The organism is Pseudomonas persica, assembly GCF_900291015.1.
Classification (GTDB): Bacteria; Pseudomonadota; Gammaproteobacteria; order Pseudomonadales; family Pseudomonadaceae; genus Aquipseudomonas.
In genome coordinates, this window is the sequence record NZ_OLKL01000011.1 from 14,309 (window position 1) to 26,109 (window position 11,801).

General features: G+C 60.4%; 13 protein-coding genes. 12 read left to right on the plus strand and 1 reads right to left on the minus strand.

Annotated elements, in window-relative coordinates; genetic code table 11:
• Window positions 1-149 precede the first annotated feature (149 nt).
• The gene (locus tag FQ664_RS05680) at window positions 150-767 is read left to right on the plus strand and encodes a TPM domain-containing protein (RefSeq protein ID WP_144170774.1); all 618 of its coding nucleotides are present in this window, start codon (window positions 150-152) and stop codon (window positions 765-767) included.
• 144 nt (window positions 768-911) lie between these two features.
• A complete protein-coding gene (locus tag FQ664_RS05685) occupies window positions 912-2,135 on the plus strand; it encodes a class I SAM-dependent methyltransferase (RefSeq protein ID WP_144170775.1) in 1,224 nt (407 codons plus the stop codon).
• A 4-nt stretch (window positions 2,136-2,139) separates the two neighbouring features.
• Here the strand turns inward: FQ664_RS05685 and FQ664_RS05690 are convergent, their stop codons facing one another.
• A complete protein-coding gene (locus FQ664_RS05690; protein WP_144170776.1) occupies window positions 2,140-3,018 on the minus strand; it encodes a response regulator transcription factor in 879 nt (292 codons plus the stop codon).
• Between the two features lie 449 nt (window positions 3,019-3,467).
• On the opposite strand from FQ664_RS05690, the gene FQ664_RS05695 reads away from it, so the two are divergent.
• The 10 genes from FQ664_RS05695 to FQ664_RS05740 all read left to right on the plus strand — a co-directional run bounded on the left by FQ664_RS05695 (window position 3,468) and on the right by FQ664_RS05740 (window position 11,799).
• Window positions 3,468-3,659, plus strand: coding sequence for a Flp family type IVb pilin (locus FQ664_RS05695; protein WP_144170943.1), 192 nt, complete (start codon window positions 3,468-3,470; stop codon window positions 3,657-3,659).
• A gap of 37 nt (window positions 3,660-3,696) precedes the next feature.
• Window positions 3,697-4,215 carry an A24 family peptidase gene (locus FQ664_RS05700; RefSeq protein WP_144170777.1) on the plus strand — a complete coding sequence of 173 codons (519 nt, stop codon included), beginning with the start codon at window positions 3,697-3,699 and terminating at the stop codon, window positions 4,213-4,215.
• Window positions 4,216-4,230: 15 nt separating this feature from the next.
• The gene (locus FQ664_RS05705; RefSeq protein ID WP_144170778.1) at window positions 4,231-5,565 is read left to right on the plus strand and encodes a P-loop NTPase family protein; all 1,335 of its coding nucleotides are present in this window, start codon (window positions 4,231-4,233) and stop codon (window positions 5,563-5,565) included.
• A gap of 12 nt (window positions 5,566-5,577) precedes the next feature.
• Window positions 5,578-6,384 carry a Flp pilus assembly protein CpaB gene (gene cpaB, locus FQ664_RS05710; RefSeq protein WP_144170779.1) on the plus strand — a complete coding sequence of 269 codons (807 nt, stop codon included), beginning with the start codon at window positions 5,578-5,580 and terminating at the stop codon, window positions 6,382-6,384.
• Between the two features lie 63 nt (window positions 6,385-6,447).
• Window positions 6,448-7,959: a type II and III secretion system protein family protein gene (locus tag FQ664_RS05715; RefSeq protein ID WP_256675875.1), complete on the plus strand. Its 1,512-nt coding sequence runs from the start codon at window positions 6,448-6,450 to the stop codon at window positions 7,957-7,959.
• 15 nt (window positions 7,960-7,974) lie between these two features.
• The gene (locus FQ664_RS05720) at window positions 7,975-8,256 is read left to right on the plus strand and encodes a hypothetical protein (RefSeq protein WP_144170780.1); all 282 of its coding nucleotides are present in this window, start codon (window positions 7,975-7,977) and stop codon (window positions 8,254-8,256) included.
• 11 nt (window positions 8,257-8,267) lie between these two features.
• Window positions 8,268-9,605: a TadE/TadG family type IV pilus assembly protein gene (locus tag FQ664_RS05725; protein ID WP_144170947.1), complete on the plus strand. Its 1,338-nt coding sequence runs from the start codon at window positions 8,268-8,270 to the stop codon at window positions 9,603-9,605.
• A 9-nt stretch (window positions 9,606-9,614) separates the two neighbouring features.
• Window positions 9,615-10,085, plus strand: coding sequence for a TadE/TadG family type IV pilus assembly protein (locus FQ664_RS05730; RefSeq protein ID WP_144170781.1), 471 nt, complete (start codon window positions 9,615-9,617; stop codon window positions 10,083-10,085).
• A complete protein-coding gene (locus FQ664_RS05735; RefSeq protein WP_144170782.1) occupies window positions 10,085-10,588 on the plus strand; it encodes a TadE/TadG family type IV pilus assembly protein in 504 nt (167 codons plus the stop codon). The genes FQ664_RS05730 and FQ664_RS05735 overlap by 1 nt, the downstream gene beginning before the upstream one ends.
• Complete coding sequence (locus FQ664_RS05740) at window positions 10,582-11,799, plus strand: AAA family ATPase (RefSeq protein ID WP_144170783.1); 1,218 nt, start codon at window positions 10,582-10,584, stop codon at window positions 11,797-11,799. Before FQ664_RS05735 ends, FQ664_RS05740 begins: the two co-directional genes overlap by 7 nt.
• Window positions 11,800-11,801: the final 2 nt, after the last annotated feature.

Sequence of the window (11,801 nt, forward strand, 5' to 3'; positions counted from 1 at the left end):
TACGCGCGCGGCCGAAGTTTTCAGGCGGCTATTGTTGTACGATTTGCAGGCATTTCTTCCAGAGGCGGATTATGCCTGAATATCTCGCCAGCGGACGAAGCCCCGAATGCCGGGACAACAACTATAAGAACGCTCAAGAGACCGATGGCATGACCCCCCTCGACGAATACCATCAGCGCCAGATCGCTGAAGCCATTGCCCGTGCCGAACGGCGCACCGATGCCGAACTGGTGACGGTGCTGGCCCGCCGTGCCGATGATTACGCCTATTGGCCATTGTTCTGGGCCGCTGTGTTGGCGCTGGCCGTGCCGGGCCTGTTGCACTGGCTGCTGGGCTGGCCCGGCGTGCGTGGCTTGCTGGTGGCCAATGTGCTGCTGTTCGTCGGCCTGTGTCTGCTGCTGCGCAACCCACGCCTGGGCGGCTGGCTGATCCCCCGGGCATTGCGCCGCTGGCGCGCCTCGCGTCTGGCCCGCCAGCAGTTTCGCGAACAGAACCTGCAGCGCACGGCAGGTGCCACGGGGGTGTTGATCTTCGTCAGCGAGGCGGAGCGGCATGTGGAGATCCTGGTCGACCGCGGCATCGAGCGCTACCTGGATGCCACCGCCCGTGCGGCCATCGTCGCCCGCTTTGCCGAACAGGTACGCCAGGGCCGCACCTTGCAGGGTTTTGTCGAGTGCATCGAGGCTTGCGGCGAGCTGCTCAGCGAGCACGTGCCGCCTACTCATTCCCGTAATGAGCTGCCCAACCGGCTGGTGATTCTCGATTGAGTCGAAACCCGCGGACTTGATGTGTCCCCTGTGGGAGCGGGTTCACCCGCGAATGCTGGCTTGAGGCCAGCGACGCATTCGCGGGTAAACCCGCTCCCACAGGGTGTAGAATGCGCTCCCCGCTATCCGAGGCACCGTTTTTCCATGTCCGCCAGTTCTTCCGCCCCGTCCGCGCCGGATGCGCGCAACCGGTTTCTCGACCTGCTGAACGCCGCCCTGCATGGCAATACCCTGGTCAAGCTGGTGCTGGCGCGCCATGTCGGTGCCGACCAGACCTTGCAACGGATCATTGCCAAGCCGCTGCTGGTCAAGGGCCAGCCATGCCTGTCGCTGGTATACCGCCACCAGACCCGCGACATCACCCGCAACCTGGCACTGGATCAGGCCCAGGCGCTGGTCGCCGAGCTGCTGCCGGACAGTTTCCGCAACGCGCACCTGTTCGACGCCGACGGTGAAGTGCAGTTGACCTTCAGCAAGAAGGGCAAGCCCATGCTTCAGCGCCACGGCGCACAGGCACCGCGCGAAGCTGCCAGCAGCAGTGGCCATGACCGCGAGAAGAAGCGCTACCTGGAGCTGTCACGGCCGTTCCTGCGTGACCTCGGCGTGACTGACGCACAAGGCGCGCTGATCCCGTCCATGTCGCGCAAGTGGAAGCAGATCAACAAGTTCATCGAAGTCTTCGACCACGCCCTGGCCAGCGCCCCGGTGCCGGCGGAGCAGGCGCTGCGGGTGGCCGACTTCGGTTCGGGCAAGGGTTACCTGACCTTTGCCATGCACGACTACCTGCGCAACAGCCTGGGCCTTGAGGCACAGGTAACCGGTGTCGAGCTGCGCCAGGACATGGTCGACCTGTGCAACGCTGCCGCTTTGCGCCTGGAACACCCGGGCCTGGAGTTCCAGTGTGGCGACGTGCGTAGCGTGGTGCCCGCGGCGATCGAAGTGATGATTGCCCTGCATGCCTGCGACATCGCCACCGACTACGCCATCCACACCGGCATCCGCTGCAACGCCGCGATCATCATGTGCTCACCGTGCTGCCACAAACAGATCCGCCCGCAACTGCACAGCCCGGGGTTGTTGCAACCGATGCTGCAGTACGGCCTGCACCTTGGCCAGCAGGCCGAGATGCTGACTGATAGCCTGCGTGCGCTGTACCTGGAAGCCTGCGGGTACGAGACCAAGGTGTTCGAGTTCATTTCGCTGGAGCACACCAACAAGAACAAGATGATTCTTGCGGTGAAGCGGCGCCAGGCTGTGGACAACGGCGCGTTGCTGGAGAAGATTGCCCAGCTCAAGGCGTTCTATGGGGTGCAGGAGCATTGCCTGGAGACGTTGTTGCGGGTGGATGGGTTGCTGCCTGGGGCGTGATTGTTCAGCGGTTCTTGTGAAACGCCGCACTCGGTAACACGCTATCCAGGACGGGCGCATTTGAACCTTTCAAGGGCTCGGTTGCGCTGACCGGCCCGCCGAGCTGGCTGGCCTGGCGGTATTCGCTGGGCGTGCAGTTGGTGAATTGCTTGAAGGCGCGGGCGAAATAGGACGGGTCCTTGAAGCCGGCCTCATAGCCAATGCTGGTAATGGGCATCTGGCTGTTGAGGAGCAAGTCCATGGCCAGGTTCATGCGCTTGCTCAAGATGTAATCCAGAAAGCCAAGGCCGTTGACCTCCTTGAACAGGCGGCTGAAGCGAGCCGTGGTCATGCCGCAGCGCTGGGCGAGATCCTTTTGATCGATGCATTCGCGAAAGTGCTGGTCGATGTATGGCATGACCTTGCTGAGTGCTTTGTGCTTGTGGTGTTTGCCGGTCAGGCGAATGCTGTCGGGCAAGGACGGCAGATGATCGATCTGCTGCGCATTGCCCTGACTTTTGATCATGCGGCGTACTTCGCAAAGCTGCTTCAGCACATCGAGGTAGCGACTCATCTCGCTGCTTGTAAGCGGTAACACCAGGTATTCCCATACCCGCGAACGCATGGCCCAGACGGCCAGTTCTTCGGAGTGCTGCACGGTGAACATGGTAACCGGGATGGACGGTGAGTTGCGTTTCACTTCCAGCAGCAGGTTGAGGTTAAGGGTGTCCGGGCGATCGAAATGCATGCAGATCATGTCTGCCTGTTGGCGTTCGGAATGCGCGACGGCCTTTGCCAGTTTGCAGTCGCAGACATGACTGAACTGTGCCATCAACGCTTCGGTGGAATGATCGCGTGTCAGATCGAACCACAACAACAGCGGCTTTGTGCCTGGGTTAGACATCGTGACTTAACCTTATGCTGGGGAGTTTCCCTACGTGCAGCAGTATTGTCAAAACACTATTAACTCGCCGATGAATTTGGTTATTACCTTAGAACGTTTTCGCTTAACGCGTTCTATGCGTTTTGTAAAACCCTGATGTTAGACAGGTTCCGCACGTGGGCTGGTCTTTGGCTATGACGACCGCTTGTCGGCTTTGAACAAACGTGCCAGGACCTGTTCCTGAACGGGCTGCAAATGCGTACGAAAGCACTTCTCATATTCGGGTTTCCAGCCTGTTTTCCAGGTGGCCTTGTCCACCTTTTCGGTGCTGGCCAATGGCCGTAAAAAAGTCCTAGCGATTCGCAAAAATCTCCTAACCCCTACCGTCACCCTCTAGCTAGGATTCCCATCAGGTAGTGCAAACACCACTGCCCGGGAAGAAAAATAATGTCCTTAGCGAGGTGAGCGAAATGACTCTGCAAACAATCAAGACTTCGGTGATGAAGTTCGCCAAAGATGAAAATGGCTTGACCGTTGTGGAATATGCGATAGCAGGTGGGTTGGTTGCCGCCACCCTGATTACTGCGTTCACTAACTTGGGAGCCGCAGTGAAGGTAAAGATCAACGCGCTGATTACTGCGCTTGGCGGCACGACTGCTTGAACTAAATCCTTAACTAAGCCCCAAGGGGGATGCAGCAATGTCAGCAGAGTCTCTGTTCGCCATTGTCGTGCTGCTAGGGCTGCTGGGCATAGCGGTGGTCGGGGATCTTCGTAACCACCGCATTCCCAACATGTTGATCTTGCTGGGGTTGGGTTTGGGGTTGGCGGGCCAGGTTTATTCCGCAGAACTTACCGGGCTGGGTTATGGCGTGGTGGGTATGTTTATCGGGTTTGCCGTGTTTATTCCGATGTACGCGCTGGGGGGCATGGCAGCCGGCGACGTCAAGCTGATGGCCATGGTCGGTACCTTTCTTACTCCGCATGAAGCACTTTCTGCAGCACTTCTTAGCCTGATTGCCGGTGGCGTGTGCGGGATGTTGATAGTGCTCATGCGCGGGCAGTTGAAACAGACGTTACAACGCTACTGGTTGATCTTGACGGCGCAGGCTTATTTTGCGCCGGAGGCGGATGAGGTGGCAGGTAAGCCTTTCCCTTATTCAGTCGCGATCCTGTCCGGAACCCTTGTCAGCCTGTTTGGGCTGCCGCTAGGCCTATAGCCTGGGAGGCTAATAATGTACGCACTCAGAGACAGTGGTGCCTGCGCCTGTGACAAGGACGCAGTGCAGAGGCTGGCACCTCAGCCACGTACAGTTCACGAGACTGGCCTGGCGGAAAGCTTTCTCGGTGATTTGCTGTGCAAGCACTTGCACGACGCCGGTACGCTGGACCTGTCGCGCCTGGTTGAGCGCCTGGCGCTGACCGGTGCAGTGGTAGAAGAAGTACTGGCCTTTCTGCGCAAGGATGGTCGTGTCGAAGTACTGGGCCAGGTAGGTGTGCAAACGGGGGGGCAGGTGCTGCGCTACGGCTTGACCGAGCGCGGCCGCGGTACCGCCCGGGATGCACTGGCGCGCAGCGGCTACATCGGCGCGGCGCCCTTTCCGGTAAGTGCCTACCGTGACCTGCTCAAGCTGCAGACAATCCACCATGGCCGCATCAGTACGCAGGACATGCATGCGGCCTTCGCTGGCGTTGTGCTCTCGGAGAGCATGCTCGATCAACTGGGCGTAGCGCTGAACTCCGGGCGCGCCATCATGATTTATGGCCCCGCAGGTACCGGCAAGACCTACGTCAGCAGCCGGTTGATCCGCCTGTTCGCCGAAGCCATCTGGGTGCCCCATGCCATCGAAATCAACGAGTCGGTCATCGAGGTGTATGACCCCCAGGTGCATCAGCGCCTGGAGGAAGAGGCGCAACCGAACAGCCTGTTGCTCAATGAAGGAATCGATCGTCGGCTGGTGCGTTGTAAACGCCCGGTGGTGATCACTGGCGGCGAATTGGGCATGGAGCAACTGGATGTCCGCTTTGATCCCAGTACCCGTCAGTACCAGGCCTCCTTGCAACTGAAGGCCAGCAATGGCCTGTTCATCATCGACGACATGGGCCGCCAGCGCATGGCCCCGGCCGAGCTGCTCAACCGCTGGATCGTGCCGATGGAAGAGAAGCGCGACTTCCTCAACCTGGGTGGCGGGCGTCATTGCGAGCTGCCGTTCGATCTGGTGCTGGTGTTTTCCACCAACCTGAATCCCCTGGAGCTGGCCGACGAAGCTTTCTTGCGGCGCATCGGCTACAAGCTGCAGTTCAGCTACCTGAAGGTCGATGAGTACGAACGCATCTGGCGCCAGGAGTGCGAACGCCTGGGCCTGGCTTACGACCCTTCGCTGTTGCGCTATGCGCTACAGGCGCTGTACGAGGCCGAAGGCGTGCCGCTGGTGCCGTGCCACCCTCGCGACCTGCTGAACATGGCACTTGACCGTCAGCGTTACCTGGGCGGCGAGGGGCCGTTGTCGGAGCAGGAGCTGAAATGGGCTTGGCAAAGCTACTTCGTGCAGATCGACTTCCTTGGATAAGGAGATGCAGATATGAGCGCCCGTACGCTGATCCTGATTGCCGTTTCCCTGACCCTGGGGCTTGGCGCCGCCTGGATGGCCAACAACTGGCTCGATGGTCGGCTCAACACCGTCCCGGACGACAACATGAAGAACGTGGTGGTCGCCACGGTGGAGATCCCGTTCGGGCAGATGATCGAGGCCCAGCAGGTTGCCATCGTGCGCATGCCCAAGGATGCAGTACCCGACGATGCCTTCGACAGTAACGAAAAGGTGCTGGGCAAGATCGCCACCTTCGCCCTGTTGCGCGGTGACGTGCTGCGCAGCGCACGCCTGGCCGAGCACTTGGGTGGCAGTACCCTGGCTTCGTTGATCGCCCCCGACAAACGTGCCATTGCGGTGCGCGTGGACGACGTGGTCGGGGTGGGCGGGTTCCTCTTGCCGGGTAACCGGGTCGATGTACTGGCGACCAAGCAAAGTGACGGCAGCGGTAATGACGCAGAGTCCAGGACTATTCTCCAGGACTTGCGGGTATTGGCCGTGGACCAGACGGCAGGGACGGACAAGACCCAACCGGTGGTAGTGCGTGCCGTGACCCTGGAAATGTCGGCCAAGGAGGCAGAAATCCTGGTCAAGGCGCAATCGGAAGGGAAGTTGCAACTGGCCCTGCGCAACCCGCTGGATGCCCAGAAGCAACCGCAAGCCGTTGCCGCGCCGGTCCAGGCTGCGCCGCCAGTAGCCAAACCCCAACTAAAGCCGGTGGCAAAAGGCAACGGGGGAGTTGGCTCGGTCACCATCATTCGCGGGACTGAAGTTGAAGTAGCGAAAACAAGATTCTGAGGCAGCTGGCGTCCGAATAGCTAACCTTCGGCAGGAACGAGATCACCTCGCAGGGAGTAGTCAATGAATACTTTGCAGAGACTAGGGCTGTACCTGTTGTGCGGGCTCGGTACGCAGCTGCTGTTCGCTGGCGTGGCGCAGGCTGCAGAACCGGGTGCGGGCTACAGCGCCATGCCGGCGGCCAATACCAACATGGTCCAGGTACCCATCTATAAGTCGCGGACGATCAGCACTCGTACACCGGTCAGGAAAATCTCGGTAGGCAACCCGGATATCGCCGACATCCTGATCACCAGCCCCACTCAGCTCTACCTGCTCGGCCGTTCCCTGGGCACTACCAACGTGTTGCTGTGGGACAGCAGCAATCGCTTGATCGAGACCATGGATGTGGAGGTCGTGCATGACCTCACCGGGCTCAAGACCAAACTGCACCAGTTGCTGCCCGAGGAGAATATCGAGGTGTTCAGCGCCCAGGGCGCACTGGTGCTGCGTGGCCAGGTGCGCAGCGCTGCCGCCATGGACACAGCGATGAAAGTGGCCAAGACCTATGCCGCGCAAACCTCGAGTGTGGTGCAAGGCAAAGGTGAAGCTGCCGAGGCTGCACCGGCCCAGTCGCTGGAGGTGATCAACCTGCTCAGCGTCGGGGGCAGCCAGCAGGTGATGCTGGAAGTCAAGGTGGCGGAGATGCAGCGCAGCCTGATCAAGAACCTCAACGTCCGCTTCAATGCCCTTGGCAGCTCCGGCAACTGGAGCGGTGGCGGGTTCAACAATGGCCAGGGGCTGGGCCTGACCCCGGGTGGCGGGTCGATCCTTTCGCCAGGCTCGCTGATTGGTGGCGGCAAAGGCTTGTTCGCCCAGTTCCTGTCCGACGATTTCCTCTTCAACGTGGTGCTGGAGGCGTCCAAGGACAATGGTTCGGCCAAAGTGCTGGCTGAACCCACCCTCACCACACTGACCGGCCAGCAGGCAGAGTTCATTTCCGGTGGCGAGTTCCCGATCCCGATCACCGAGGATGATGGCATCACCATCGAATACAAGGAATTCGGTGTCGGCGTGAAGTTCCTGCCGGTGGTGCTCGACTCCGGGCGTATCAACCTCAACCTGAATGTCTCGGTGAGCGAGCTTTCCAACGTCAACTCGCTGGTACTCGACACAGGCCTCAACAGTATTCTGGGCGATGGTGTTACCCAGGTCATTCCGTCGCTGACCAAGCGTAGCGCCGAATCCACGGTCGAACTGGGCAATGGCCAGACCATAGCCATCGCCGGCTTGATCAGCGAAAACACCCGCGATTTCGTCAGCCGTTTCCCGGGGCTGGGGGACCTGCCGATACTTGGGCACCTGTTCCGCAGCCAGTCGTTCATCAACGGTGAAACCGAACTGGTGATCCTGGTGACGCCGCACCTGGCCAAACCGGTGGATGCCAAGGCGGTACGCCTGCCCACCGAGAAGTTCGTCGAACCCAGTGACCTGGACTTCTACCTGCTCGGCAAGACCAAGGGCAGTGAGCCGGGGCGCGCGGTGCCCGTCAGCCTCGGGGTCAGCGGTGGCAATTTTGGTCATGATCTGAACTGATCGGGGAGAACCAGCATGAGAAGCATGATCGTGTGTTGCGCGCTGCTGTCGGGATTGTCCGGTTGCATGTCCTACGACGAAGGGCGCGTTGGCCCGCTGGGCTACAGCGTTTACCAGACCACCTACCAGCAGATTGCCGACAAGCAAGTGGCCGCCAACCCAGGTACCGAACTGCCTGCCGCCGGTGCCGATGGGCCGTTGCTGGAGAAGGTGATCAATGGTTATCGGGGGGCGACTGGCGATGCACAGCAGGTCGGTCAGCCGATCCAGATCCAAGTCACTGATTCAACTCGCTGATTGAGGGCGTGATCATGACTCTTCGAGCTCAACGGATGTTCACCGCGCCGCCGGGCCAACAGCGGGGGGCAGTGACTGTCATCATCGTGATCGCCCTGGTCGCGATATTGATGATGGCAGCGTTGGTGCTCGATGGCGGTCACGTGTTGTTGAACAAGACCCGACTGCAGAATGCCGTGGACGCCGCCGCCCTGAGTGGTGCAAAGACCCTGAGCCAGGTGATGGGCTCTGGCAATAGTGCCAGTACCGCGCGAGCCGCCGCGCTCTTTACGCTGAACGAAAACGCCAAGGCTGCGGGCAACAACGAACTGTCGACGGCAATCGGCGGCAACCCTGGAGCATTCGCGGTGGTGGAGCTGGCAGACAATGTCTATGGGCCTTTCTCCTTCCCTGGGCCGACTAATGCCACTTATGTGCGGGTTTCGGTAGCGAATTACTCATTGGCAGGCTTTTTCTGGAGCTTCGCCCAGTCATTCGGTACAGGCGCCTTGGGAGCCAAGCAGGTGACGGCGATTGCCACCGCCGGGCCGAGCCCGACCAGCCCATGTGATCTTGCGCCGCTGCTGGTGTGTGGCAACCCGGATCAATATAACCCAGATACCGGCATGTTCTGGGGTTATCGCTTTGGTGACCTGAAGGTCTTGAAATCAGCCTCCAAGAACAGCGATCCGATTGGCCCGGGCAATTTCCAGCTGCTCGATTTTGGCTCTGGCGGCAAGACCATTGGCGAGCTGATGGCTGGCGGCGGTTCAGTTTGCCGCAATGTCGGTGACAACGTAGCCACCAAACCTGGCAACACGGTTGGCCCATCCGTGAAAGGCCTGAACACGCGCTTCGGTGAGTACACCGGGACGCTCAATAGTTCGGACTATCCGCCAGACCTGGTGACGGACTATAGCAATCCGCTGATGAAGTACAACGTTGCCGACGATCGGGAGGAGTACCAGGGCCAACCCGTCACCTCGAGCAACGGCAATCTGTCTTCTGGCGGCACGCCGCTGTTCGACTACAACGACTATGTCGCGCAGACAGCCGCGTGTGTCGCAGGCGCTACGGGTTGCCAGTCGGGTGGGGTTTTCGAGCGGCGGATGCTGAAGATCGTGATGGGTGACTGCTCCGGCAAGGACTCGGGAGCATCGTCAATTCCGGTCCTCGGTTTTGGTTGTTTCTTTGTGGTGCAGCCGGCCGACAACTCGGGCGGTGATTCGCAGATCTTTGGCCAGTTCGTCAAGCAATGCGAGGGTGACGGTGTGCCGGGGCCCACGCCGCAAGACGATTCCGGCCCGCAGATCATCCAGCTGTACAAAACCTTTCTCAACGGCAGTGGCACACCGAGCACCGACTCCTGAGGAGCTGTCATGGAACTTCACCGGCTCAAGCGTGCGCAGCGTCAGCAAGGGGTGGCAATCGTCGAGTTCACTATCACCCTGCCGCTGTTGCTCCTGACCTTGCTGGCCTTTGGCGAATTTGGCCGCATGCTTTACCAGTACAACAGCCTGCTGCAGGGCAGCCGTGATGCCGCGCGCTTTGTCGCCAGCCAGGCCTGGAACTCGACCTTGGGCAAGGTCGAGGTGAGCGCCGATCTCGAGTGCATGACCAAGTATGTGGCGGTGTACGGTGCACCTTCCACGCCGCCCTGCAGCCTGACCGGCATGCCCGCCAACACTACCGTGCAGGTGGCCAAGGTGGCGGGCACCAACGACCACGTGCAGGTGACCATCAGTTCTGTCTTTTCTCCGCTAATCGCCAGTGGCATTCCGGCGTTTATCGGCAATAGCACGGCGCTGAACTTCCCGTTGGTCGCCACCACCGTGATGAGGGCACTGTGATGAAGCGCAGAGGCATGCAGGGCGTTTACGTGGTGGAGTTCGCTATTGTCAGTGCGTTGATGTTCACGTTGTTGTTCGGCGTACTGGAAATAGGCCGGCTGTACTACACCGTGAACGTGCTGAATGAGTCCGTGCGACGTGGCGCACGTCTGGCGGCGGTATGCAATATCAGTGACCCGGTGGTGCTACGCCGGGCGATATTCAACAGCGCAGGTGACAGTGGCGCCAGCAGCCTGCTGGCCGACCTGGACACCTCGGACCTGACCCTGCGTTACCTGGACAAGGACGGTGCGCCGGTAGCCAACCCCGGTGATCTGGTGAGTGCCAGCGGGTTTGCCGCTGTCCGCTATGTGCAACTGACGCTGCAGAACTTCCAGTTCAGCCTGTTTATTCCAGGGTTTGGCGTACCCATTACCTTGCCAGTATTCAAGGCGACCTTACCTCGCGAGAGCCTCGGGCGGCATACCGAGGCGGATGTCGCACCGGAGATCACGCCATGCTGAATCTAAGGGAATCTTCTATATCCGCTACCGCCATCAAGCCCGGAATGCGTCTGTTGATCAGCAGCTCCGACGCGTTGGCCTTGCGTCAGTTGCAAGAAATCTGTCAACGCATCTCTGGCCTGGAGGTGAATGTTCGCCAGGTGAGCAATGGGCATTGCGACCCTTTGTACGGGCTGGACCGGATGCCCGATTTCCTGCTGCTGCGCGTTGGCCAGCTGTGGCGTGAGGAGCTGGCCGCCCTGTTGCAACGCCCGGCCCATGAGCGCCCGCCGCTGTTGGTGTGTGGCCTGCTGGACGATCGGGAAGGCATGCGCCTGGCGATGCAGGCCGGTGCCCGCGATTTTCTGCCGGAGCCCATCGTTGCCACGGAGCTTATCGCCGCCTTGAACCGTATGCTCATGGAGACCCAGACCAGCAGCACGGCAACCGGCAAACTGATCGCGGTGATGAATGCCAAGGGGGGCTCCGGCGGCACGGTACTGGCCTGCAACCTGGCGCATCAGCTCAGCCTCAAGGGCAACGCCCTGTTGCTGGACCTGGACCTGCAGTTTGGCAGCGTGTCGCATCATCTGGATGTGGCGCAGTCGCACAGCCAACTGGATGTGTTGCAGCAGATAAAAGAGATGGACGGGGTGGCACTGCGCGGCTTCTGCAGCCATTTCAGCCCGTCCTTGCATGTGCTTGGCAGTCGCGCCAATGAATTGTGTCTGCCGCAGGATGTCCAGGCCGAACAGCTCGATGCGCTGCTGCAACTGGCGCGCGCCAACTATGACTGGGTGGTGGCGGACTTGCCGCGGCAGATCGATCACATCACCGCTTCGGTGCTGGAGCAGGCAGACCGGGTGTACGTTGTCATGCAGCAGAGCGTCAACCACCTGCGTGACGCCAGTTCCCTGGCGCGCATCCTGCGCGATGACCTGGGCGTACGCGGCAATCAGCTGGAGGTGGTGGTCAACCGCTACGACAAGGCGGCGCCGGTCAGCCTCAAGGATATCGGCGAGGCGCTGCGCTGCACCAATATCGTGAAACTGCCCAATGACTTCAGCGTCATCAACCAGAGCCAGAACACCGGTGTGCCATTAGGCTTGCAAGCACCTCGCTCCCCGATCGCCCAAGCGCTGCGTGGGCTGGCCGAGGAATTGGTTGGCAAGCAGGTGGACACTGAAAGTGGACTGTTCAAACGCGCCTTCAAGCGTGTTTTTCGGGGGTGAAC

What these genes read in the sequence shown, in the direction of transcription:
- FQ664_RS05680 (WP_144170774.1), top strand. Translation starts at nt 150, where the DNA reads ATGACCCCCCTCGACGAATACCATCAGCGCCAGATCGCTGAAGCCATT.
- FQ664_RS05685 (WP_144170775.1), top strand. Translation starts at nt 912, where the DNA reads ATGTCCGCCAGTTCTTCCGCCCCGTCCGCGCCGGATGCGCGCAACCGG.
- FQ664_RS05690 (WP_144170776.1), bottom strand. Translation starts at nt 3,018, where the DNA reads ATGTCTAACCCAGGCACAAAGCCGCTGTTGTTGTGGTTCGATCTGACA.
- FQ664_RS05695 (WP_144170943.1), top strand. Translation starts at nt 3,468, where the DNA reads ATGACTCTGCAAACAATCAAGACTTCGGTGATGAAGTTCGCCAAAGAT.
- FQ664_RS05700 (WP_144170777.1), top strand. Translation starts at nt 3,697, where the DNA reads ATGTCAGCAGAGTCTCTGTTCGCCATTGTCGTGCTGCTAGGGCTGCTG.
- FQ664_RS05705 (WP_144170778.1), top strand. Translation starts at nt 4,231, where the DNA reads ATGTACGCACTCAGAGACAGTGGTGCCTGCGCCTGTGACAAGGACGCA.
- cpaB (WP_144170779.1), top strand. Translation starts at nt 5,578, where the DNA reads ATGAGCGCCCGTACGCTGATCCTGATTGCCGTTTCCCTGACCCTGGGG.
- FQ664_RS05715 (WP_256675875.1), top strand. Translation starts at nt 6,448, where the DNA reads ATGAATACTTTGCAGAGACTAGGGCTGTACCTGTTGTGCGGGCTCGGT.
- FQ664_RS05720 (WP_144170780.1), top strand. Translation starts at nt 7,975, where the DNA reads ATGAGAAGCATGATCGTGTGTTGCGCGCTGCTGTCGGGATTGTCCGGT.
- FQ664_RS05730 (WP_144170781.1), top strand. Translation starts at nt 9,615, where the DNA reads ATGGAACTTCACCGGCTCAAGCGTGCGCAGCGTCAGCAAGGGGTGGCA.
- FQ664_RS05735 (WP_144170782.1), top strand. Translation starts at nt 10,085, where the DNA reads ATGAAGCGCAGAGGCATGCAGGGCGTTTACGTGGTGGAGTTCGCTATT.
- FQ664_RS05740 (WP_144170783.1), top strand. Translation starts at nt 10,582, where the DNA reads ATGCTGAATCTAAGGGAATCTTCTATATCCGCTACCGCCATCAAGCCC.